A 20,915-nucleotide genomic window follows, 5' to 3' on the forward strand; every position below is an offset into this window, starting at 1 on the left:
GCTTTTTTTGTTGGGGCAGTGAATAGTGGGAGTTTGAACTTTGTCATGGGAACATTATAATGAATGAGGTGCAAGAAAGATTTGTACCAGCTATTACTCTATTACGAGGTGAGAATTTGCAATATCTGTTTACCACTCTCTTCATTTTTGGCTTGATCGCTTTCTTGGGATTTGTTGTTGGGATGATCTTGTCTATTCGCAAAGGCAATAGGTTGCCGATCAGATATATTTTTCTAACGACAGCCTGTTTTGCGATTGCTTCAATAGGTTTGTATGGGATGCTGAATTTATCTTCGAACTCTACTCAGTCTGAAATAGATCAGACCCCTTCATCCCAGATTAAACTTTCTGGCCTCCACATGACTACCGAGGAATTTAAAAACAAGTTTAATGGCGCCGTAGGCAAATACCGACTGAATGGTTTGAGTATTACCCGCTTGATTATGAAAGAGTCTTCTGAGCAGGGCACTGGCACTTTCGAGTATGTATTCAATGACGAATTACGCTTGGTTGGTGCAGTGAATGCAGATGAGAGCATACAGGAAGTCAGGTTGTACGGAACTGGTGATACGCGTAAACCAACAGGTGGAATTTTTTTGACTGCTATCGCCACACTCATTCTCACAACCAATAGTGAGTACACGTATAACGATGCACAAGATGTCATCCAGGATATCAGTCTATTGGATCGTGATGTGAATCAGTCTGATTTTGATGGAGCGACTATTCGCAACGGATTAGAATATCGCTTCAGCGTTCAGGATTCTGAGCACTCTACTTTTGAAATAACTGTTGCGAAATAAGATGCGATTGTGCAAAAAGGCCGCTCCATGAAAGAGCGGCCTAACGTGTGATATGTACTAATGAATGATTCAGTAATTGCCACCAAACCAATGATGAACACCTCCCGCATGCGAGAGTTACTCAAAAGTTACAATCTCGCTCTGATTGTTCCAACTCATTTTAAAGGTAATCGGGTCTTTCGTTTTCTCCGCCTCAGTAACCGTTCCCGACATACTGAACGGTACCCCTTGTTCCTCAAGCGCTTTCCCCTGCTGGTCTATATTATTGCCGGTAAGGTCAAACACAAAATCCTTTATACGCTTTTCATCACCTATATAAGTAATACTATAGCTCCCTGTTGATCTCTGTAGAGAAACATCCCAGTTATCGCTCTTTCCGTGTAGTCTATCATCCGCACCACAAGCTGAGACAATAGATACAAGCACTATAACACAAAGAATCATTGGCAGTTTAAATAATTTCATAATATCCCTCCTTTTAGGAATATACCCAAAAATGTGAGTTATGATATTCGCTAATCATTCCTGATATCTAATCTATATAAGTTGAACTAAAGTTATTTACACAGACACTACGATGACAGAATAACCTTCCAATCGCTGTTATCCCCAGAATTTTTTGATTCCTTTTCTTTATATAGTTTAATGTGTCTTACCTTTGAATGATATGATTAACGATTTTCTGAGCATCGTATTTAACCCATCCCAACAGTGCTGAACCCCGTGAGGTTTGCCAAGGTAGCCCTACAAAGTACAGTCCAGCAACCGGTGATACGCCTCTCTCGTGTATAATTACACCTTGGGCATCAAAAGCAGTATTGATATCGATCCAACTATCATTTCGCTTAAACCCAGTCGCCCAAATAATATTGTCTACTGTTGTCTCACTACCATCCTCATATAGGATGCGGTCATCTATTGCATTAATGGCACGTGGGCGCAGGTTAACTTTTCCCTGGGTCATCAATTCTTTTAACTCATAGCCATATACGTACTCAGGCTGATTTCTCAACCATTTTCCAACCATACGATCTGCACTTGCACGTAATATTCCGAGCTTTTCAAAATACCAGAATATACTTCGTCTCATAATATGCAAAGGCTTAAAGGTAATATCTCGAGCTATGGATATGTATACGGTTTGTTGTTCATCTGATGTCAACTCTACGGCGATTTGGGCACCTGAATTGCCTCCGCCTACAACTACTGTTGTTCCAGGAAGCAATTGAGAGATATTTTTATACTCTGATGAGTGAAGCTGAATCACATGCTCGGATAATGCTTTCGCAAAATGAGGAACATTTTTGGTCTGGAAAGGTCCCGTCGCAACGATAATATTGCGTGCTTCAATCATTCCATCATTGGTTTCAGCATAGTACACCTCATCTTGCTTTGAGAGACGGGAGATTACACAGTTTAACTTTATAGGAAGATGCATTTGCTCGGCGTAACTTTCAAAATAATCTGCAATTTCATCTTTGCTCGGCAGACTGTTTTCATTTCCACTAAGCGGCATTCCCGGTAAGCCATCATACATTCGTGGGGTGAAAAGACGCAAGGAATCGTACCGTTTACGCCAAGATTCCCCGACAGTTGAAGCAGCGTCAACGATTAAAAAGGTTAACTCCGACCTCTGAAGATAGTAACCTGCTGCCAAACCTGCTTGCCCAGCTCCGATAACCAATACATCGTACATATGTATCATCCCCAATATCGTTTTATGTATTAATATATGAGCACTTGTTCATATGTTTATTTTACTTAACAACTATCTGTTTAGCAATAGAAAAACATCACTACTTCCTTTTACAAGATCAGCCATTAAAAAGACTCCCTCACGGGAGCCTTTTAATCATTTCAATGCAAGTTTCTTATAGCTTCTCATGTATGCTACGTGCTAAGTATGATAGGTTGGTTGAATTCTACCTGGTGTATCTATCGATGTCATCGTTCGCATACTGATGCTCTCTTCTATGGTAATCTTCATGCTGACGAACGTCGTTCTTTAATTTCGCTAAGAAACCCCACCCCATAAAGGCAAGTATAAGCACAGTAATCAGTGCATAAGCAAAGCTATATAAATTCATAAAAAAGTTAATAAATATTGCAGCGAGCATCAAGCCTAGAATCCATAATGTCCACTTCGTACCCTTTCTCAAATCATTTCCTCCTCAAGTCGTTACTGATAAGCTCTCTATGTATCACAGTACATACGTAATCATAGAAACAAGGTTTCACTCTCAGGGCTTCAAATCTACATTTAGAGCGAATTACCGAATCTTTAATTAACATCAGTTCCAAGAGAAACATCCAATATGCCCGACATCCCTTGCGCAGAAGAGGTACTTACATAATACGAACCCGTCGACAATGCTTTGTCACTATAATATGTATGCTCTTTTCCATCTGCTGGAACACTGCCAGACGTTATCGCGGTTCCACTAGTAGATCCTTCATTGATCGTGAACGTGAAATGTTTCGAACCCGTGTTTTTAAAACTCACTTTCACATAACTAAACCCTGTTGGAATATCAAACTGATGCGTATTTGTAGTGCCTGCGAAATCCTCATTATTAATTACTGTGAATGTAGTTAATGGAGTATCACTAGCTTCATTTACTTTTACAAATTTTCGTTCTGAATTAGAAGTGAAATTATAAATTAAGATAATAACAGCAATAGAAACCAAAACTGCTAATATCATTTTTCTAATATGTTTCATGATATATGCCCTCCATATCTCTTGATACTAACTTTGATTATACAAATACTCAACAACACAAAAACCACTCCTTAATAATTTCTAAGAAGTGGTTTTTGATTCATTTATAATTTGTAACAGTGACTGCTTCACAAATTCTTATCACATCGTAACGAGAATTCACTCTGCCAGGCACGTGATGCTTTAAAGGTTTGTACACCTTTATTACATCATGCCGCCCATTCCACCCATACCGCCCATGTCAGGCATTCCGCCACCAGCACCTGCTGGTTCTGGTTTGTCAGCGATAACTGCTTCAGTAGTCAGGAACATTGCTGCTACGGAAGCCGCGTTTTGCAATGCATAACGAGTTACTTTCGCAGGGTCAACGATACCAGCTTCGATCATGTTAACCCACTCGCCAGTTGCAGCGTTGAAGCCTACGCCAGTTTGTTCTTTTTTCAGACGTTCCACGATTACGGAACCTTCTTCGCCAGCGTTAGCTGCGATTGTGCGGATTGGTGCTTCCAGAGCGCGCAGGACGATGTTTACGCCTGTTTGCTCGTCACCGGACAGAGCTACAGCTGCAACCGCGCTATATACGTTCATGAGCGCTGTACCACCACCGGATACGATACCTTCTTCAACCGCAGCGCGAGTTGCGTTCAGGGCATCTTCGATGCGAAGTTTGCGTTCTTTCAATTCTGTTTCAGTAGCCGCACCAACTTTGATTACTGCTACACCGCCGGACAATTTAGCCAGACGCTCTTGCAGTTTCTCTTTGTCGAACTCGGAAGTTGTTTCTTCCAATTGTGTACGGATTTGGCTAACACGTGCATCGATATCGGATTTGTTACCAGCACCGTCAACGATGATTGTGTTTTCTTTTGTTACGCGGATTTGACGAGCTGTACCCAGTTGTTCCACAACAGCGGATTTCAGGTCCAGACCCAGTTCTTCCGTGATCAATTGGCCACCAGTGAGGGCAGCGATGTCTTGCAGCATTGCTTTACGACGGTCACCGAATCCTGGAGCTTTAACAGCTACAGCATTGAATGTACCACGCAATTTGTTCACAACCAGCATAGCCAGTGCTTCGCCTTCGATATCTTCAGCGATCAATACCAGCGGTTTGCCTTGTTGAACGATTTTCTCAAGCAATGGCAAGATATCTTGCGTGCTGGAGATTTTTTTGTCTGTGATCAAGATGTACGGATTGTCCAAAACAGCTTCCATTTTGTCCGTATCAGTGATCATGTAAGGAGAGATGTATCCACGGTCGAATTGCATACCTTCAACCACTTCAAGCTCTGTAGCGAATCCTTTGGATTCTTCTACTGTGATTACGCCATCTTTACCTACTTTTTCCATAGCTTCAGCGATCAGTTCGCCTACTTCTTCGTCAGCTGCAGAGATTGCTGCAACTTGTGCAATGGATTGTTTGGAATCGATTGGTTTGGAGATGGATTGCAATTCAGCAACCGCAGCTTTAACCGCTTTGTCGATCCCTTTACGGATACCGATTGGGCTAGCGCCTGCAGTTACGTTTTTCAGACCTTCTGTGATCAGCGCTTGCGCCAATACAGTTGCTGTTGTAGTACCGTCACCGGCAACATCGTTGGTTTTCGTTGCTACTTCTTTAACCAGTTGTGCACCCATGTTCTCGAATGCATCTTCCAGTTCGATTTCTTTAGCAATGGTTACACCATCGTTAGTGATGAGTGGGCTTCCGAATTTTTTCTCCAGAACCACGTTACGGCCTTTAGGACCGAGTGTTACTTTTACTGCATTAGCCAATGCGTCCACACCACGAAGCATGGAGCGACGAGCGTCTTCACTGAATTTAATGTCTTTAGCCATGTTAAGAAAACCTCCCTAGTTTTTGTTGGAAAATGGTAGTGCTATATGGTTCGGTTATCCGATTAAATTTGAATTAGTCGAGAATCGCGTGAATATCGCTCTCTTTCATAATCAAATATTCTTTACCTTCGAATTTGATTTCTGTACCGGCATATTTGGAGAAAATAACGCGATCTCCTTCTTTCACTTCCAGAGCTACACGTACGCCGTCTTTCAATACTCCAGCACCAACTGCAATGATTCTACCCTCTTGCGGTTTTTCTTTGGCGGAGTCCGGGAGTACAATCCCGAAAGAAGTTGTTTGTTCTTGCTCCAGTGGTTCTACCAATACGCGTTCACCTAAAGGTCTGATCATGAAAAATAGCCTCCTTTTGAAATTATATAACGTTACATTGTAGGTTGTAGCCATATGTATTAGCACTCGACAGTGTTCAGTGCTAACAACCAACTTTATGATACTCAACTTGAAGCATGATTTCAAGTCCTTTTGACGAATTCCTGCGAGAATTTACGTTGAATTTACACAAACATAGCCAAATTACACCCGCTGTGCCTGGTTCTATGTTGCAATTCACTAATCTTATTCTACGAAATTGTTTAACCCTTCTGCAACGTTAACAGACACTCCCTTCCCCATTGTATCCATTGTTGAACATAATATGCCTGCTTGTCCTGTCGTGATGGTCGGCAGTCTACAGAAATAGCCCGGATAAGAACATACCGTCTTTTCCGGGCACATTACAGCTTATACTCATTCAGCCCGCATGTTTCTTATCCTCGGCACGAACGTAGCGGGATTCGATCTCTTCATCGGCTGCAAGCTGCTTGCGATATACGATTGCGGATAATAACACACTGATCTCATATAACAGGAGCAAAGGAATCATCACCAGCAGATCGGAAATAAAGTCTGGAGGTGTGATGACCACTGCAATGAAGATCAGAACAAAATAAGAGACTCTGCGCATCTTGCGAAGACGAATTGGATTCAGAATCCGCAGTCCTGTCAGAAACATAATAAGTAAAGGAAGTTCAAATAACAGGGACACAGGTAGCACAATGCCAAACAGGAAGCTGAAATACTGTTTCATCCCGTAGGTCTCCACAAGCCCCATCTTCTCCGTAATCGCTGTTGTGAAGGCGAGTGCCATGGGAAAAATAACATAATACGAGAAAGCCATACCTGTCAGAAATAAAAGAAACACATAGGGCACATACTTCAGCGTTGCTTTTCGCTCGCGCGGCTTTAGCCCTGGACTAACAAACTTCCAGATCTGATACACCGTAAACGGCAGTGTAATAATAAGTGAGAACAACCCTGCAATCTTCATATAGATGCCAATCCCGTCCCAGAACGAGAAGGCATGTAATACAAAACCTTTTGCCGACTCTGCCTTGGTCAGATATTGGTATACCGGGTCCGCCACAAAAAATCCTGCAATCAGTCCCAGCACAAAAATACTTAATACGTAGATCAGCCGCTTCCGCAGCTCGCTCAGATGTTCCGTAATCGACATTTCTTCCATTTGCTGCGTCATGCCTGCCCCCCATTATTGCCAGCTTAAAATACAAAACCCTTCCGGCAGGAAGGGATTTCTCTTTCATTGCCGTCAAGATTATTCCGGCAGGCGTTTATCAGCAGGCTTGTCTGCAGGTGTGCTCTCAGCCGCCAGCGGTTTCGCCTTCTCCTGCTCTTTGCGATTGGACGAGTCATCCTCAGAGATAATCTCGCGAGCGCCCTCTTTGAATTCACGGAAGGTACGCCCAACTGCACGTCCCAGTTCCGGAAGTTTGTTGGGTCCAAACAACAACAATGCAATCACGGCCAGCAAAATAAAACCCGTAGGTCCAATGGAACTTAACATTGATATTCCTCCTCGTCTCAAGCTTCGAAGATGCGCATACTCGGCCAGATGTTCATAGATGTCTCTGCTGCGTTCTTAATTTAAGCCCATCATACCATAGATGTAACCACTTACATAACCCGCAAAATTCACAAATAAGAGATGTCACTAGAACAGTCTAACAACGGTCATGGCTAATCGGATATCTTGCCCCAAAGTCCGTGCTCAATTATTGCTTGAACTGACCCGTAACCATCAGCAGCGCTTCCGGAAGCTGATCCATAATGGCAGCCAGATGTTCATGCACACCCTTTGGTGTACCTGGCAGATTCACAATCAGCGTGCGTCCACGAATGCCACATACCCCGCGGAACAGCATTGCAGAACGGTTTTTGCTCATTACACTGTACCGCATGGCCTCTGCCATCCCGGGAACTTCCCGCTCAATTACGCGCCGGGTCGCTTCCGGAGTAATATCACGAATGGCCAGCTCCGTGCCACCGGTAGTCAGCACCAGATCGGCGTGAAAATAATCCGTCATCTCAATCAAAGCCGCAATAATCTCATCGGGTTCATCCGGAACGATACGGTACTCCACGATTTGACCACCCAGCTCTTCTTCCACCAGCTCCCGAATGACTTGTGCACTCGTATCCTCACGTTCCCCGCGGGCTCCTTTGTCACTGGCTGTCAGGATTGCTGTTCTCCACACCATAAAGATCACCCTTCTCCTCTATGAAAATAAATATTGCCTATCGGCTGTAATCACCGTTTTTGCCACCACTCTTGGAATTCAGCATGGTTGGACCGATAATCATATCTTTTTGCATCGCCTTGCACATGTCATAGACCGTCAGTGCCGCAGCCGAAGCCGCCGTGAGTGCCTCCATCTCAACACCCGTTTTGCCTTCGGTTTTGACAGTAACTTCAATGTGTAATTCATCCACTCCGTTATCATGAAAACGAATATCCACACCCGTCAGTGCCAGCGGATGGCACATCGGAATCCAGTCCGACGTTTTCTTCGCGCCTTGAATCCCGGCAATCTGAGCTACAGCCAGAACATCACCTTTGCCGATTCGGCCCTCCCGAATCGCTTCCAGTGTATCTGGATTCATCGTCACTTTGGTTACGGCCACAGCCGTACGTACGGTAATTTCCTTACCTGAAATATCAACCATCCGGGCCCGCCCCTGTTCATTAAAATGGGTCAATTTACCACCGGAAACCTGGCCGTCGTTCACTTCTGAACTCAATCACATCACAACCCTTTATTCGATATGTAATATACCTTCGGTTGTTATCAACAGATCAATCCGCAGATCGAGCAGGTCCATCGGGATCTCCTCCTGTAGCTGACCCGGCAAAACCATCGCAGCCATCAATGGTTTCTTGCTCGTCATCGCACATGTTGCTGCAAGCGTCTCGGCAAAACGATCATAATAACCGCCACCATAACCAATGCGCCCGCCATGTAGATCATAACCAAGCCCAGGTACCAGAACGAGATCGATATCCGGCCAATCTTCAGGTGAAAGAACTTCACAGGAATCCTTGGGTTCCGGTATCCCCCATATGCCTGGCTCCAGATCTTGTTCTCCGGTCACCCGCCGTAGCTCCATTCGAGGTGGATTCGCCAACACTTTTGGTGCAAACATCACATCTCCATGATTCCAGCCCTCTTGAAACCAAAAAGCTGTGGATGCTTCGCTTCCATAGGACAAATAACTGAATATAACGAGTGGTCTGTTCACGACCTTACTCTTGGCCTGTCTAAGGCGCTCCATCTCCCGCTTCACTCCAGCGTTAATCTTAGTCATCGCCTGCTGATGCATGCTTGCATCCATCAGATCACGGCTCTGTCTCAGTCTGGATCGAAGCTGACTTTTCAGTTCCGCATGATCCTGCATATCCTTGAATAACCTCCTGTTGATAGGGAAGGTAGAAAAAAGCTCTCATTAAAAACAATTTATATGTTATGACCAGTTGTCATCTTGTTGAAATGGTTAAAATGATTCATTTTCTGCAAAATCCTCATGTAATAACATGCCTTCTTTCAGTTTATCATTGATTGATCAAAAAGACTACATGCCCCATGCGTTCCCAATCGGTGCAATTGCTCTGTATTTCATGTAAACTGGGATATAGTTGTCATATCAAGAACTGGACCTATGGAGGAACTTAATTTTATGCTGCTGCAAGTATCCGGAATTATCAAACGTTTTGGTGTCGATCCAATCCTGGACGGCGTGAACTTACAAATATTAGAACGCGAGCGCATCGGCCTCGTTGGTGTAAACGGTGCAGGGAAATCCACTTTGCTCAAAATTGTAGCCGGTGAAATGTCCTATGACGGAGGACAGATTTTCAAGTCCAAAGAAACGACGCTCGGTTACCTCGCTCAGAACAGCGGGCTGCAATCCGACCGTAACATCTGGGAAGAAATGATGAACGTCTTCGCTCACCTGACACAGGCTGAAGCTGATTTGCGTCAGATGGAACGTGATATTGCCGACCCTGCCCAGATGGAAGACGAGAAAAAGTATGCTGACCTGCTGGAACGTTATGCGAAACGCTCCGACTGGTTCAAGGACCATGGCGGTTATGAGATGGAAACCCGCATTCGCAGCGTACTGCACGGGATGGGATTCGGCGAATTTTCGCCAGACACCCCCATTGCTACTCTGAGTGGCGGGCAGAAGACACGTCTTGCGCTAGCTCGTATTTTGCTTCAGGCACCCGATCTGCTCATGCTGGACGAGCCTACCAACTATCTCGATATCGCCACCCTTACTTGGTTGGAAGATTATCTGAGAGGTTATTCAGGCGCACTGCTCGTGGTATCCCATGACCGGTACTTCCTTGATCGACTCGTAACAACCATCGTTGAGATCGAACGTCATCGCTCCAAAAAATATACGGGCAATTACAGCCGTTATATGGAGCTCAAAGCTGCCGAGTATGAGACTCAGATGAAACAATATGAGAAACAACAGGGTGAAATCTCCAAGATGGAAGATTTTGTTCAGAAAAACATTGTACGTGCCTCGACAACCAAACGGGCGCAAAGTCGCCGCAAGGCTCTCGACAAAATGGAGCGGCTTGATAAACCGATGGGAGATCTGAAAAAAGCCCATTTTTCCTTCGAAACCGCCGTTATGTCAGGCAAGGAAGTGCTTCGAGTGGATCAGCTGTCTGTCGCTTATGACGAGGCTTCTCCATTGTTCCGCAACGTATCCTTCGATCTGCGACGCGGGGAAACGGTTGCTCTGATTGGACCAAACGGTATTGGTAAATCCACCATGCTGAAGTGTCTTACGGGAAGTTTACGTCCGGTAACCGGAGAGATCCAATGGGGAACAAAAGTGCAGATCGGCTATTACGATCAGGAACAGACTGGGCTCAATCCATCCAACACGGTTCTGGAAGAACTGTGGAGTGCCTATCCCGGGATGGAAGAAGCACGCATTCGGACCGTACTGGGGAACTTTTTGTTCAGCGGTGACGATGTGCTCAAGAAAATCTCCTCCCTCAGCGGCGGTGAGAAGGCACGTGTGTCTCTCTCCAAGCTGATGCTGAAGGAAGCCAACATGCTCATTCTCGATGAGCCTACGAACCATCTCGACCTGTTTGCCAAAGAAGTGCTGGAAGCGGCATTAATGGATTATGAAGGCACCCTGCTGTTCATCTCCCATGACCGGTACTTCCTCAACAAAATGGCTGAACGCATTGTTGAACTTCATCCAGGCGGCACAGAGCAATATCTCGGTAATTACGATGATTATGTGGAGAAAAAACAGGAGCTTGAGGACATCGCACGTGAAGCTGCTGAGGCACGTCAGGCTTCGTCCAAGAACTCGTCCAAATCCGATCTGAACACAGCCACAACCGAAAAATCCGGAGCGGCTTCATTCGAAGCGGAAAAACAGGCGAAGCGTGAAGAGCGCAACCGACAACGCAAGCAGGAAGCTCTGGAACAACAGATTGCGGAGTTGGAAACAAAGATTACCGAACTTGAGGCACAGATGGCTCTGCCTGAAATCTATCAGGATTATATGAAGCTGCAAGAACTCCAGCAACAATCGGAGGAACACAAAGCAGAACTCACCAAGGCATACGAGGACTGGGAAGAACTAGCTATGGAATAGTACGAATAGTACAGACTCAGAACATGGCTTGATCGGCTCCATGCAAGTATAGTTATACCACCGGCTGATTCCTTATTGGGATCAGCTTTTTGTTTGTTGAGGATGCGTATAGAAGCTATGCACCTTATGTTCTTTATGTTCCTTGAGATTGAACTCTAACATACGGAGGTTAGGGGAGCTGTTTTGACTTTTGTCAAATTTACTCGAATGAAGAGAAATATTTTTATCCCCCTGTCCCTCACACTTATCCACAAGAAAGCAAGATAGCAAGCACATTAATAAGCTTAATTATACAGCGGTAGAATAGCCTTTTTCACACAAAAACCATATTTATCCACCAAGTTATCCACTTTATCCACAACTTTGTGGATAGTAAGGAGTCATTCTATCCCCTAAACCCTTTTCGTTTCGAAAACTATGCTGGTTTGGCTTTGGGATAGTTACCCACAAATTACACTGGATATGTGGATAACTATAGTCACACCTTGACAAATGCATCCTTCCACTCCTCAATATACCTCCATAATAAGACAAAAGCAGACCTTTGTCGTTCAAGGCCTGCCCGTCATTTATTTACTATATGCCATGCATATTTATATCGAATTGCAATTGCTACTATTGCCGCTGTAGATGCGATCTGGCAATAGATGTTTTACGCATGTGCTTCTTGTTCATGATGTTCGGAAGACTCGGCCTTCAGCCCAGCAGCATTACAAGCCGCTACATACGCCAAACCGGCAGCCATGACGATATCATTATGTGTTGCTGTTCCCCGGAACTCACGTCCTGCACGCTCCACGGTAACTACAGCTTCTGCACTTGCACCCTCTCCACCACTCAAGGCATGCATCTCCATATCTACAAATGCAATATCATCGGAAATGCTCTGACCAATCGCACGGATGGTTGCATCCACGGGTCCACCGCCAACAGCGGAGTAAGATTGTTCTCCAGCGCTTGTGCGAATGCGAACGGCGGCCATTCGATCCGTCATACTGCCCGCTGTCACCTGCAATTCAACCAGTTCATAGTCCTGTGCAGGAATATTCATAGTCTGGCTAACCATCTGTAATAACTGGTCGTCACTGACCACTTTTTGCTGGTCTGCGGTTTCTTTGAACACCTCATACAATTGCTCCATCTGTTGCTCATCCGGCTCAAAACCGTATTTGCGAACCCGATCCTTCAGGGCGTGACGACCGGAGTGTTTGCCCAAAATAATCATGCTGCGTGGGATACCCAGCGCTTCCGGGTCCATAATCTCATAGGTGCTCCGATTCTTCAGCAGACCATCCTGATGGATGCCGGATTCATGCTGGAATGCATTACGTCCCACCACTGGTTTGTTGTACGCAATCGGGAAGTGCATCGCACGGCTAATCTGACGTGAAGTCTCATACAGCTGATTCAGCTTAATGTTCGTCGTTGCACCAATTGCGTCTCCCCGAGTCTCCAACGCCATAATCAGCTCTTCCAGTGCACAGTTCCCCGTCCGTTCTCCGATACCATTGATGGTCACTTCAATCTGGGTAGCTCCATTGGCAATCGCAGCCAAACTATTGGCTACGGCCAGGCCCAGATCATTGTGACAGTGAGCACTATAACGAACCTGATCGCCACCTCTTGCACCCTCACGCACCCGGCGGAACATCTCACCATACTCATGTGGCAGGGCATATCCGACCGTATCCGGCAGATTAATAATGCTCGCTCCAGCTTCAATGGCGACTTCAACCATTTCAATCAGATCGTCCATCTTGGTACGAGCAGCGTCCATGGCTGTGAACTCTACAATGTCCGTGAACTGACGTGCATAAGATACCATCTCACGAGCGGTAGCCACTACTTCACTGCGCGGACGGCGCAGTTGATGCTCAATATGAATATCCGAAGAAGAGATAAACAGGTGAATTCGGCGCCGTGCTGCATCCGCTGTTGCTTGAACAGCTGCATCGATATCACCTTTGACCGCACGCGCGAATCCACAGATCTCCACGTTCTGCAACTGTCTCGAAATCGCCTGAACCGCCGCGAACTCACCTGGACTGGAGATCGGAAATCCAGGCTCAATGACGTCGATACCCAGAGAAGCCAGTTGGTGTGCCAGTTCAATCTTTTGCTCGGGCTGCAGACTTGCTCCCGGTGCCTGTTCTCCATCACGCAGCGTTGTATCAAAAATTTCAATCATGCGTTTGTTATTAGTTGTTGTCATATCCATCAACCTCCATCAAATTTTTATAAATATTTTCGTTACGATCCACGCGCCACAGAACACCCGCGGATCGCCGTCCCTGTTGTTATATGTTTTGTTTGTAAACGCGTATGTTGTTTGTAGCTTAGTCCTGGGTGATCACTAATACCTGTTGAATGTTTAGTGCCTATACTTGTTGTTCAATGTTCATTACTGGTTCGTTGTATATCCTGCTTACCTTCATGACAGAGTGTACGTCGACTTACACCCTGACCTTCTGATTCTCAATCTCCATATGGTTCTTCCCCTGCCCACCCTGCTGCCGGCAGCAAACACAAATAACCCGCCATCTCATATAAGAGACGGCGGGTTATTATCCCCTCCGCGGTACCACTCTCGCTTGATGGGCCAGGCTTGCGCCGGACTCCATCCACCTCGTCGTCTCCGAAATCCGCTGGATGTGCGTGCACGCACGACACCACTGGAATTCGGAGAAACACCCTATAACGGGGGTTAACCGTTGCTGTGTAACACATGTTGTTGTCCATCAGGACAACTGGGCGATTGATATCGTCCCCACGCTTCCACAACTCCGTTCCCGGGCGAGATTCGAAGGATTCCAGCCACTGCGTCGCACCACCCCGCAGCTCTCTGAGCGCTTTCTCGTTCTACTGCTCCCGTTCATCACATTTATAATATGACCTAATTTCATTCATCCTTATTTTGAAAATCAAAAAAGCCTGCCACCTCATGCAATAATGCAAGAGACGACAGGCTGTTCACCTTCGCGGTACCACTCTTGTTGACTTCCTTCCTGTTCATTCAAGACAACCCCTGAATGCTTTCGCATATCCGGATCACTTGAAGCAGCCTGAAAGCCCCCTCAGTTATCGTCAGTTGATCCTTGTAATAACGGTCCTACCGACAACGGCCCATTCACGGAGGCAACCCGTAACCATGTACTTTGGGCCATGATCGGCCTTCGGATTCTCCCAGGGAGTCACCGTGTTCCATCGTTCCGCTTCCAGGTGAGTTTCAGGTTTCCTTCGACTGCGTTGCACCATACCGCAGCTCTCTAAGACCGGGAATGACCTTACTATTCCTGTTCATCGCGTTTATCAGTTCAGGAATCTGAATTCCTGTTTAAATTTGTAACTAAATATACATTCTTTACATCCCTGCTGTCAACTCTTAATCTCAAACTGCCTGCCTATACGGACTGAACGGACCATTCCTCAAGGGAAAGTCCCGGATCTGCCTTCGCATCAAATTCAGCAATTTCTCCCCGCTGCCATTTCAGATACGCAGCCGCTCCAATCATGGCCGCATTATCTGTACAATATTCCATTGGCGGGATTAACAGTTCAAGCCCTTCCTTCGTGCATCGCTCCTGTAATGCCGAGCGTAACCCCCGGTTAGCTGCAACACCACCGCATAATAACAGTTGACGTGAACCATACTCACGAACTGCTCTAACGGCCTTCTCAACCAACACTTCAACAACAGCTTCCTGGAAACCACGTGCAACCGCAGACGGCTCCAAGGTTTCTCCGCGCATTTTGGCTTGGTTTAGCACATTCAGTACAGCAGACTTCAGACCACTGAGACTGAAATCGTACGAACCTGCTTCCAGCCATACCCGTGGTAATGGCACTACATCCTCCGCTTCAGACGCCATCCGGTCCACATGCGGGCCTCCCGGATAAGGACAACCCAGTGCCCGTGCTACTTTGTCATACGCTTCGCCTACGGCATCATCACGTGTACGACCAATCAGTTTGAACTTACCCTCGGATTCCATATGCACGAGTTCTGTATGTCCACCAGATACAACCAGTGCCATCGCTGGATATTGCAGTTCATGAGTAAGTCGGTTGGCATAGATATGCCCCGCAATATGATGTGTGCCAATGAGCGGTTTGCCCAGTGCCATCGCCATCGTTTTGGCCGCAACGATACCCACCAGTAGTGCTCCGACCAGCCCCGGACCTTGCGTCACGGCGATAGCACTTAGATCACGTGGACGAATGCCGGACTGTTCGATCGCCTGTTCCAGCATCAACGTAATGACTTCAACGTGTTTGCGTGAAGCCACTTCAGGTACAACACCACCAAATGCCTTATGGGTCTCGATCTGACTTGAGATCAGATTGGACAGCACTTCCCGTCCATCTTTGACTACTGCTACCGATGTTTCATCACAGCTTGTCTCCACCGCTAAAATATAGGATGGTGCAGAATTTATTTTTTCATTAAGTTCGTTCATGAATCCAGTACGCTTCCTTCCTCTTCGCCGCTCCGGCCTGCAGACGGCAAGTTCGCCCACATAATCATCGCATCTTCCCCATTATCGGAGTAATACCCTTTACGAAGACCCGCCGATTCAAACCCTTTTTTCTGATATAAACGCTGAGCAATGCTGTTCGAGACTCTGACCTCCAGCGTCATTCGTTCCATCCCGAGATAAGCCGCTGTGCTCATTAATTCATCCAGTAACTTTTCGCCAAGCTTGCGTCCACGGTACGCGCCTCTGACTGCAATATTGGTAATATGGGCTTCATCCATGATTGTCCACATACCTGCATAGCCGATGGCTTTTCCTTCTAATTCCATCACCATATATTTAGCAAAATGATTGTGTGTCAATTCATTTTGAAATGCTTCTTCCGTCCAGGGCAGGGTAAAGGCCTCATGTTCAATCTCCATCACATCGGGAATATCCGCGAGTGTCATGAACCTGAACTGAAGCGTTGCTTCCTGCTTATTATTCGCCACATTGTCCATCTGCTTCCCCTCCCCCTTCAGCCTTTGCGCAGCAGATTGGCTTCCGCTTCAGACAACTGGGTGTAGTTTGGCACCAGCGCATGCACGTCATCACGCTGACCTGCAAGCAGCGCGGCGGCGCCAAGGCGCCCAACCCAGCGGCCTTCCAGCTCATAAGGTACGAGCTGGAGCGCCGTTCCTGCGGGGCAGCGAAGCTCCGCCGCTGCCGCAGCATGAGGGCCCGTCTCGCCGACGATCCAGACGGCTACGGGCCGCTCTTCCGGCGCCGCCTCCGCCATGCGCGCGGCGAGAGCTTCCAGCCATCCGTCCATCTTGCGGATGGCATCAGGCGCCAGACGCCGGGGCGCATCGCTCCCGGCGGAGGCAAACAGCGCGGTGCACGCTTGACCGCGCCGTGCATCCACAAGCGGAACGATCCAGTGGACAGGGGCAGCACCTGTGCTGCCCTGGTCCGCGGATGGCGTTCCGCCAGCCCCTGCTGCGGCATCCTCTGCCGCAGCTTCCGCCTTGGCGGCAAGGCCGCTGTGCCAGCCGCCCCAGGCGATGGCCTGAAGGCTGGACACCCCGGCTACGGGGATGTCCCACGCCCAGGCCAGTGTCTTCGCCGCGGTCACCGCAATGCGGATGCCCGTGTACGAGCCTGGGCCAACGCCAACGGCAATGCCGTCAAGTTGGCCAGGCTGTGTGTTGCTGGCGGCGAGCAGCTGCTCCATCACCGGTACGACGTGTACCGAATGGTTACGCTCAGCCCGTTCATTGCGTTCTTCCAGAAGCGCATGATCTTCCATCATCGCAGCTGCCATCACTGCGGTGGATGTATCCAACGCCAAAAACCGCTGACGCGGCTCTTTTTGTAAATCTTCCATCATCATTTGACTCCATTCTGTCTGAACTGTCGGCACATGGCTGCATAAGTCTCGCCGTACCCATCCAGCGTAATCGTTCGATCTTCCAGGCCCGTTGTGTCAATCTGCACATGCAAATGCTCTTGCGGCAGCAATTCGGGAATGATACTCGACCACTCCACCAGACTGACTCCGGCTCCATAGAAATATTCATCAAGTCCAAGCTCATCCGCTTCTTCCAGCGATATGCGATATACATCCATGTGATATAAAGGCAAACGCCCTTCGTACTCCTTAATTAGTGTGAATGTGGGACTGCTTACCACATCACGTACACCCAAATGCCAGGCAAATTTCTGTGAAAATGCCGTTTTTCCCGCGCCCAGATCACCATCCAAAGCAATCACCATGCCGGCGTTTGCCTGTCTGGCGAGTGCGGAAGCGAGTGCTTCTGTATCTGCAATGCCATGGGATTGATACACCCACTGCTCGTGCGTCTGATTCAATATTCGCCCCACCTTTGGCGGTCCAGCCGCCTGAGTTCACTTTGAACCTTATTATATCGGTCCCTTTCTTCCCCCGCAACATCCAAGGAGGCAAGCGGAAATATAACATGCATTATTAGACGTGTCTCAAAACTTGCTTCCTTCGAAGTTTCAGACTCCTATTAGGAAAAACCAAAAACCGGCACCTCTCGGTACCGGCCGTGTTATGCATATATTTCTGCGTTTATTCATTCTCTAATTCCTCTATAACGATATGCTACTTGTATCTACTCCTCCAAGCGATCCACACGAACCGTCTGGGTATTTCCCGGTCTGCTGCCAACCTGAACGGTTGCCATACCATTGGCTTCATCCACATTCTCGATCCAGACTGGATCTCCCTCCAGCGTAACGGCAATGGTATCCTTCGAATCATAGATCGCTTTGGCGCGCTTTGCATCCATCATCTTATTCATACTCCCCTTCCGGATCATCATGTGATTCTCGAACCATGCTATCTGTTGTACTTTCACCAATATAACCGTTATCTTCCGTAACCTGTCCCCCGCCTAACCCTTCATTCACCATCCGGTCAATGTCGAGCATGAACGACTCCCGATCAAGGGGCAATTCTTCCGAAGTGACCGCTTCCCAGTTTACAGCTGTAGCAGGTGTATAGAATTCTTCAGCACTTTCCGCTTTGGCAAGAGGATACGGAGAAAATGCATGCTTGTGAGCTTCTTCCTCATCACGTCTGTTCTTCAATATTGCACCTCCCGGCATATGTGCTGCGAGAATAACTACTTTACTTATCCCATGCTCATCTTCCTGTTGGAATCCGAAGCATGTTTCTGTTATCATCCCCGAGTCTCGCCGAACCATACGAATTCGTTCGTCTACAAGACGATTATCCCTCGCGCCAGATGCCCATACTATTAAATATAAATCCGTGTTCAAAAAGTCCGGTGATTCGTAATCAAAAGCGGAAATTTTTGAACAACCTTTTGAAAGGAGCCGATCTATGCATACCGTCTGGAAAGGCGCAATCAGTTTTGGGCTTGTGCATGTCCCTGTCAAAATGTTTTCGGCTACCGAAGACAAAGACATCTCGATGCGCTATATCCATAAAGTCTGCGGCAGCCCGCTCGCTTATGTTCGTCAATGTCCCTCCTGTGAAGTGGACGTGAAGTGGGAAGAGATCACCAAAGGTTATGAATATGAAAAAGGAAAGTTTGTTCTCTTCGAGAAAGATGAATTGGAAGCGTTAAATGATTCCACCAGTAAAACCATTACCATACTGGATTTTGTCGACTTGACTGAGATTGATCCGATCTATTTCCAGAAAACATATTACCTATCGCCCGATCAGGCGGGTGGAAATGCCTACCAACTGTTGATGAACGCCATGCGGGATACCGGCAAAATTGGCATCGCCAAAATCTCCATCCGCTCGAAAAGCAGTCTAGCTGCCATACGTGTGCTGGAAGATTGCCTCTCCATGGAGACGATTTTCTATCCGGACGAGATTCGTCCTGTCTCCCAGGTGCCCAACTTGCCGGAAGTGCAGAACGTGAATGAAAAGGAACTCACGATGGCAAAGTTGCTGATTGATCAATTGTCCACACCTTTTGAACCCGGTAAATATACCGATGACTATCGCAGCAAACTGCTGGACCTCATCCAGCACAAAGTGGCAGGCGAAGAAATCAAGATTGCTCCAGCCAAGCCTGAAGCCAATGTGATGGATTTAATGGCTGCCTTGCAGGCAAGTATCGAGGCCGTGAAGCCTATTCCGGCTGACCCTGGGACAACAACGGCCAAGCCTAAGAAACGCGCACCGCGAAAAACGCCTGCTCAAGCGGTTGCCGGAGGAGAATCCGATGCACCTGCTGCACCACCCAAAAGAAAAAAGGCAACACCCAAACCAAAAGTTTGAATGTCGCTAAGGCAAGACCGATTCCGTTATATGCATGTGTAATGCGTTCAACTCAAGTCCGGCTTTACAGTCGGATTTTTTTGTTTTACAGAACTATAGAAGCAATTCTAGTCAATAAAACTCCAGCTATAATTGCAAAATACGATTGACGAAAGCTGATTTATATTTTATATTAACTTATGAAAAGTAACTTATTTATGAATATACAGTCACGCTGTAATTCTGCTTCAACAGTATGCAATTTAATAATCCGTTTTCAACGCATATACACAATCAAACGAGAACCCATATTATCTATGATCAGGAGGAAACAATCATGAATACAACATATCAAATCCCTGCCACAACCCATCTGGGTGAAGTGAGTCTCCGAATTATGAACCTAGACCGTTCAATTAAGTTCTATACCGATGTGGTTGGATTAAAATTGCTGGAGCGTAGTGGCAAAGTGGCCACGTTGACAGCCGACGGAAAACAGTCCCTGCTGCGATTGGAAGAGCTCACGGATGGAATTACCCTGCCGGAACGCTCACACGCTGGCTTGTATCATTTCGCCATCCTGCTGCCTGACCGCAAGTCCCTGGGTCTTGCTCTTCGTAATCTGGCTGCATCCGGTATCGATATCGGCCAAGGCGATCACTTGGTCAGCGAAGCTTTCTATATCTCCGATCCCGATCAGAACGGGATTGAGATCTATGCGGACCGTGCACGTGATACGTGGAAACGGGATAGCGACAATAACTACGTAATGGCAAGTGATCCTGTTGATGTAGAAAGCTTGTTTGCCATCTCGGAGAATGAACCTTGGCAAGGTCTGCCTGCTGGCACCGTTATTGGTCATGTACATTTCCACGTCCGCAGCCTGGAAGAAGCCCGCAACTATTACACCGGTATACTCGGTTTTGATATCGTGGGTAACTTCGCCAACATGTCAGCACTATTTGTATCCGCAGGCGGTTATCATCATCATCTGGGACTTAATATCTGGGCAGGAGTGAATGCACCCTTCAATCCAGATAACGCTACAGGAATTGACTACTTCACCATTGTGTACGCCACAAACGAACAATTGGATCAGGCACTTGAACAATTGCGTCAATCCGGTGCAGTCGTTACACAAGTAGAGGGTACCTGGTTTACGGTAGACCCACAGAATATTCGTATACGTCTGACAACTGCGGACTGAATTTGTTTAGGCGTTACAATATGTTTGCTTAACCTCATTTAATAAGCCCGGGTAACTGATTTCTCTACATCACAGAGAGATCAGTTACCCGGGCTTTTTGAGTTGGCTTTTATAAAACTGGCACAATTGGTG

Annotated in this window: 22 protein-coding genes and 1 other annotated feature; of the genes, 4 read left to right on the top strand and 18 right to left on the bottom strand. The window is 46.9% G+C overall.

Annotated features, from left to right (window positions below):
• The first annotated feature begins 59 nt into the window (after window positions 1-59).
• Entirely contained in the window at window positions 60-803 is a 744-nt protein-coding gene (locus tag PAEAM_RS30990; protein ID WP_100529976.1) for a hypothetical protein, read from the top strand.
• A 117-nt stretch (window positions 804-920) separates the two neighbouring features.
• Here PAEAM_RS30990 and PAEAM_RS30995 read toward each other — a convergent pair whose 3' ends face one another.
• The 11 genes from PAEAM_RS30995 to PAEAM_RS31045 form a co-directional block, all read right to left on the bottom strand.
• Window positions 921-1,268 (bottom strand): hypothetical protein, encoded by a 348-nt coding sequence (locus PAEAM_RS30995; protein WP_100529977.1) that lies wholly within the window; start codon window positions 1,266-1,268, stop codon window positions 921-923.
• Window positions 1,269-1,455: 187 nt separating this feature from the next.
• Window positions 1,456-2,508 carry a flavin-containing monooxygenase gene (locus PAEAM_RS31000; RefSeq protein ID WP_100529978.1) on the bottom strand — a complete coding sequence of 351 codons (1,053 nt, stop codon included), beginning with the start codon at window positions 2,506-2,508 and terminating at the stop codon, window positions 1,456-1,458.
• 217 nt (window positions 2,509-2,725) lie between these two features.
• A complete protein-coding gene (locus tag PAEAM_RS31005; protein ID WP_100529979.1) occupies window positions 2,726-2,962 on the bottom strand; it encodes a hypothetical protein in 237 nt (78 codons plus the stop codon).
• A 122-nt stretch (window positions 2,963-3,084) separates the two neighbouring features.
• Window positions 3,085-3,525 (bottom strand): hypothetical protein, encoded by a 441-nt coding sequence (locus tag PAEAM_RS31010; RefSeq protein ID WP_100529980.1) that lies wholly within the window; start codon window positions 3,523-3,525, stop codon window positions 3,085-3,087.
• A gap of 204 nt (window positions 3,526-3,729) precedes the next feature.
• Complete coding sequence (gene groL / locus PAEAM_RS31015) at window positions 3,730-5,364, bottom strand: chaperonin GroEL (protein WP_017690076.1); 1,635 nt, start codon at window positions 5,362-5,364, stop codon at window positions 3,730-3,732.
• Window positions 5,365-5,437: 73 nt separating this feature from the next.
• Window positions 5,438-5,719 (bottom strand): co-chaperone GroES, encoded by a 282-nt coding sequence (groES, locus tag PAEAM_RS31020; RefSeq protein ID WP_017690077.1) that lies wholly within the window; start codon window positions 5,717-5,719, stop codon window positions 5,438-5,440.
• 400 nt (window positions 5,720-6,119) lie between these two features.
• On the bottom strand, window positions 6,120-6,902 hold the full coding sequence (gene tatC, locus PAEAM_RS31025; protein ID WP_017690078.1) for a twin-arginine translocase subunit TatC: 783 nt from the start codon (window positions 6,900-6,902) through the stop codon (window positions 6,120-6,122).
• Between the two features lie 78 nt (window positions 6,903-6,980).
• Window positions 6,981-7,229, bottom strand: coding sequence for a twin-arginine translocase TatA/TatE family subunit (tatA, locus tag PAEAM_RS31030; protein ID WP_036611264.1), 249 nt, complete (start codon window positions 7,227-7,229; stop codon window positions 6,981-6,983).
• A gap of 208 nt (window positions 7,230-7,437) precedes the next feature.
• On the bottom strand, window positions 7,438-7,923 hold the full coding sequence (locus PAEAM_RS31035; protein ID WP_017690080.1) for a MogA/MoaB family molybdenum cofactor biosynthesis protein: 486 nt from the start codon (window positions 7,921-7,923) through the stop codon (window positions 7,438-7,440).
• Window positions 7,924-7,960: 37 nt separating this feature from the next.
• A complete protein-coding gene (gene moaC, locus PAEAM_RS31040) occupies window positions 7,961-8,464 on the bottom strand; it encodes a cyclic pyranopterin monophosphate synthase MoaC (protein ID WP_279303110.1) in 504 nt (167 codons plus the stop codon).
• A 15-nt stretch (window positions 8,465-8,479) separates the two neighbouring features.
• Window positions 8,480-9,118, bottom strand: a complete 639-nt coding sequence (locus PAEAM_RS31045) for a 5-formyltetrahydrofolate cyclo-ligase (RefSeq protein ID WP_100529981.1) — start codon at window positions 9,116-9,118, stop codon at window positions 8,480-8,482.
• A gap of 279 nt (window positions 9,119-9,397) precedes the next feature.
• Between PAEAM_RS31045 and PAEAM_RS31050 the strand changes: the two genes are divergently transcribed.
• Complete coding sequence (locus tag PAEAM_RS31050; RefSeq protein ID WP_036611268.1) at window positions 9,398-11,356, top strand: ABC-F family ATP-binding cassette domain-containing protein; 1,959 nt, start codon at window positions 9,398-9,400, stop codon at window positions 11,354-11,356.
• Window positions 11,357-12,008: 652 nt separating this feature from the next.
• Here PAEAM_RS31050 and PAEAM_RS31055 read toward each other — a convergent pair.
• The 7 genes from PAEAM_RS31055 to PAEAM_RS31085 all read right to left on the bottom strand — a co-directional run bounded on the left by PAEAM_RS31055 (window position 12,009) and on the right by PAEAM_RS31085 (window position 18,426).
• The gene (locus tag PAEAM_RS31055) at window positions 12,009-13,568 is read right to left on the bottom strand and encodes a 2-isopropylmalate synthase (protein WP_036668956.1); all 1,560 of its coding nucleotides are present in this window, start codon (window positions 13,566-13,568) and stop codon (window positions 12,009-12,011) included.
• Between the two features lie 334 nt (window positions 13,569-13,902).
• Window positions 13,903-14,241, bottom strand: a binding site (T-box leader).
• A 516-nt stretch (window positions 14,242-14,757) separates the two neighbouring features.
• A complete protein-coding gene (gene tsaD, locus PAEAM_RS31060; protein WP_017690086.1) occupies window positions 14,758-15,813 on the bottom strand; it encodes a tRNA (adenosine(37)-N6)-threonylcarbamoyltransferase complex transferase subunit TsaD in 1,056 nt (351 codons plus the stop codon).
• Window positions 15,810-16,331: a ribosomal protein S18-alanine N-acetyltransferase gene (rimI, locus tag PAEAM_RS31065; RefSeq protein ID WP_036668955.1), complete on the bottom strand. Its 522-nt coding sequence runs from the start codon at window positions 16,329-16,331 to the stop codon at window positions 15,810-15,812. Before rimI ends, tsaD begins: the two co-directional genes overlap by 4 nt.
• Window positions 16,332-16,348: 17 nt before the next feature.
• Window positions 16,349-17,197, bottom strand: a complete 849-nt coding sequence (gene tsaB, locus PAEAM_RS31070; RefSeq protein WP_036611559.1) for a tRNA (adenosine(37)-N6)-threonylcarbamoyltransferase complex dimerization subunit type 1 TsaB — start codon at window positions 17,195-17,197, stop codon at window positions 16,349-16,351.
• Between the two features lie 2 nt (window positions 17,198-17,199).
• Window positions 17,200-17,682 (bottom strand): tRNA (adenosine(37)-N6)-threonylcarbamoyltransferase complex ATPase subunit type 1 TsaE, encoded by a 483-nt coding sequence (tsaE, locus tag PAEAM_RS31075; protein ID WP_076319083.1) that lies wholly within the window; start codon window positions 17,680-17,682, stop codon window positions 17,200-17,202.
• A gap of 266 nt (window positions 17,683-17,948) precedes the next feature.
• The gene (locus tag PAEAM_RS31080; RefSeq protein WP_026081228.1) at window positions 17,949-18,125 is read right to left on the bottom strand and encodes an H-type small acid-soluble spore protein; all 177 of its coding nucleotides are present in this window, start codon (window positions 18,123-18,125) and stop codon (window positions 17,949-17,951) included.
• 4 nt (window positions 18,126-18,129) lie between these two features.
• Complete coding sequence (locus tag PAEAM_RS31085; protein ID WP_076209630.1) at window positions 18,130-18,426, bottom strand: hypothetical protein; 297 nt, start codon at window positions 18,424-18,426, stop codon at window positions 18,130-18,132.
• A gap of 256 nt (window positions 18,427-18,682) precedes the next feature.
• Here PAEAM_RS31085 and ku point away from each other — a divergent pair, with 256 nt between their 5' ends.
• Both ku and PAEAM_RS31095 read left to right on the top strand, forming a co-directional pair.
• On the top strand, window positions 18,683-19,597 hold the full coding sequence (gene ku, locus PAEAM_RS31090) for a non-homologous end joining protein Ku (protein ID WP_100529982.1): 915 nt from the start codon (window positions 18,683-18,685) through the stop codon (window positions 19,595-19,597).
• Window positions 19,598-19,913: 316 nt separating this feature from the next.
• Window positions 19,914-20,783 carry a VOC family protein gene (locus PAEAM_RS31095; protein ID WP_100529983.1) on the top strand — a complete coding sequence of 290 codons (870 nt, stop codon included), beginning with the start codon at window positions 19,914-19,916 and terminating at the stop codon, window positions 20,781-20,783.
• Window positions 20,784-20,915: the final 132 nt, after the last annotated feature.

Source organism: Paenibacillus sp. GM1FR (assembly GCF_002803315.1).
Taxonomy (GTDB): Bacteria; Bacillota; Bacilli; order Paenibacillales; family Paenibacillaceae; genus Paenibacillus; species Paenibacillus amylolyticus.